This window comes from Inquilinus sp. (genome assembly GCF_057815775.1).
The window spans coordinates 1-2,239 of the sequence record NZ_JBYRFX010000914.1; the positions used below are offsets into that span (position 1 = coordinate 1).

Here is a 2,239-nt window from a genome sequence, read left to right on the forward strand (position 1 = left end):
GCCGATCCAGGCCTGTTGCGCCCGTGCGGGACCGGGGGCGGCAGACAGGATGGCCAGCAGGCAGGAAGCGGCCTGCCAAGATCGCCTGATCCCTAGGTTTCCGATCACCCGGCCCTCGCCCACCGCTCCCGCCGCATCGGCGCGGCCAATCCTGCGCGGGGGTGGGCGGGAGCGTCAATCGGCGGCTGGATTCGACAGACGCTTGAAGGACGCCGTCATTGCAAGGAGGGAAGCCGACGAAGCAATCCAAGGGCCGGTGCGTGCGGCCTCTGGATTGCTTCGCTGCACTCGCAATGACGGTGCTGGTAACGGTGGCCGTCAGCGATAGCGCCGCAGCGCCGCCACCTGGTCCGATGCATCCTCGCCCTCGGCCAGCTTCTCCAGCAGGCCGGAGAGGCGGTCGATCTCATGCCGGGTCAGCGGCGTCATGCCCATCGGCCCGATGTAGGTCTCGCGCCGGCGGGCGATTGGCAGGTTCATCGACTTCCAGCAGGAGATCGCGCCGGTGGCGGAGTCGCGGGCCAGGAAGTTGCAGCCGCTGCGGAAGAAATCCGTCTCCCACGGGTCCAGCGGCTGGTCCAGGCGTTCCAGATAGCGGCGGGCCCATTCCGAGGTCACGCGGGCAGGCTCGGGTTGTTCGATAATGCGCATGATCAGTCCCCGATGAAGTTGAATGTTTCGGTCGATATCGGAGAGACCTTAGATCCTTGCGCGTTAAACCATCGTTATTGGGCCGTGAGCGGAGCGGTCCGGCCCGGTGAGATCGGGCGGCGGCAGCGGGGGTCCATCGCCGCCGCCCGGCCGAAATCAGACCGTGACGACGATCTTGCCGAACTGCTGGTTGGATTCGAGGTAGCGGGTCGCCTCGACGATCTGGTCGAGCGGGAAGGTCCTGGCCACGATCGGCTTCAGGCTGCCATCGGCCAGGCCGTCGAGGATGAAGCGCTTGGCCCGGTCGAAACGGGCCGGGTCGGACACGATCTCCTTGTACTGGTAGCCGCGGATGGTCAGCGCGTTGACCAGGGCGGGGAACAGCGGGAACGGTGTCGGCTCGGGGCTCAACGCGCCGTATTCGACCAGGATGCCGCCATGCCCCAGCGCCTCGGCCAGCGCGTTCACGCCCGGGCCGGCGATGGGGTCGAACACCGCGCGGACCCCGGCGCCGCCGGTGATGGCCTTGGCCCGGGCGGCCAGATCCTCCTCATCGGTGATGATGACATGGGCGGCGCCGGCATCGCGCAGCGCCGCGGCCTTGGCGGATGTGCGGGTGGCGGCGATCGGGGTGGCGCCGATCCGGTTGGCGATCTGGATCGCGGCCAGGCCGACGCTGCTGGACGCCGCGGTGATCAGCACCGCATCGCCCTTGCCCAGCCCGGCGATCTCGATCAGCGCGCCATAGGCGGTGACGTACTGCATCCACACCGCCGCGGCATCGACCCAGGACAGATGGGCCGGATGCTTCACCGCTGCCTCGGCCGGGACGTTGGCGACCTCGCCATAGGTGCCCCAGCGGGTGATCGACAGCGGCGGCACGATGCTGACGCCATCGCCCACGGCGAAGCCGGTGACACCAGCGCCCAGCGCCTCGATCACGCCGGCGGCCTCGTAGCCGAGCCGGGCGGGAAAATCAGGCGATTCCGGATAATAGCCGGTGCGGAACATCGATTCCGCGCGGTTCAGGCCCAGCGCCTTGACGCGCAGGCGGATCTCGCCGGGACCGGGCGGCGGCTCCTCGACGTATTCGATGCGGAGAACTTCGGGGCCGCCGAGTTGGTGGATGCGGACGATACGGGCCATGACGACACTCCTGCTGCAGTCTGTCTTGCGGCGTGCGGTGGGTATGATTTGCTTCGCAGATGAGATAAATAGCGGGTTGACGACAACAGTCGAAACCAACGGTTTTTAATCATGGATCGGCTCACCAGCATGGCGGTGTTCGTCCGGGCTGTCGAAACCGGCTCCTTCGCCGCCGCGGCCGAGGCGCTTGGCCTGTCCGCACCGATGGTCGGCAAGCATGTGCGCTTCCTGGAGGATCGCCTCGGCGCCCGGCTGCTGGCCCGCACCACGCGGCGGCAGAGCCTGACCGAGGTCGGCCGTGCCTTCTATGAACGCTGCCGCATCGTGCTGGCCGAGGCCGAGGCGGCGGAGGCGCTGGCGGAGGATCTGCACGCCGTGCCGCGCGGCCGGCTGCGGATCAACGCGCCGGTCACCTTCGGCACGCATGAGCTGATGCCGATGG

At 68.2% G+C, this 2,239-nt stretch carries 3 protein-coding genes; 1 reads left to right on the top strand and 2 read right to left on the bottom strand.

The features are described 5' to 3' along the window. Window positions 1-318: 318 nt before the first annotated feature. Window positions 319-651 (bottom strand): hypothetical protein, encoded by a 333-nt coding sequence (locus tag AC3XYG_RS32670; protein WP_489144061.1) that lies wholly within the window; start codon window positions 649-651, stop codon window positions 319-321. Between the two features lie 156 nt (window positions 652-807). Next, window positions 808-1,797, bottom strand: coding sequence for a zinc-dependent alcohol dehydrogenase family protein (locus AC3XYG_RS32675; protein ID WP_489144062.1), 990 nt, complete (start codon window positions 1,795-1,797; stop codon window positions 808-810). Between the two features lie 111 nt (window positions 1,798-1,908). On the opposite strand from AC3XYG_RS32675, the gene AC3XYG_RS32680 reads away from it, so the two are divergent. Further along, window positions 1,909-2,239 (top strand): LysR family transcriptional regulator (locus AC3XYG_RS32680; protein ID WP_489144063.1); only part of this gene is annotated, 331 nt, incomplete at its 3' end.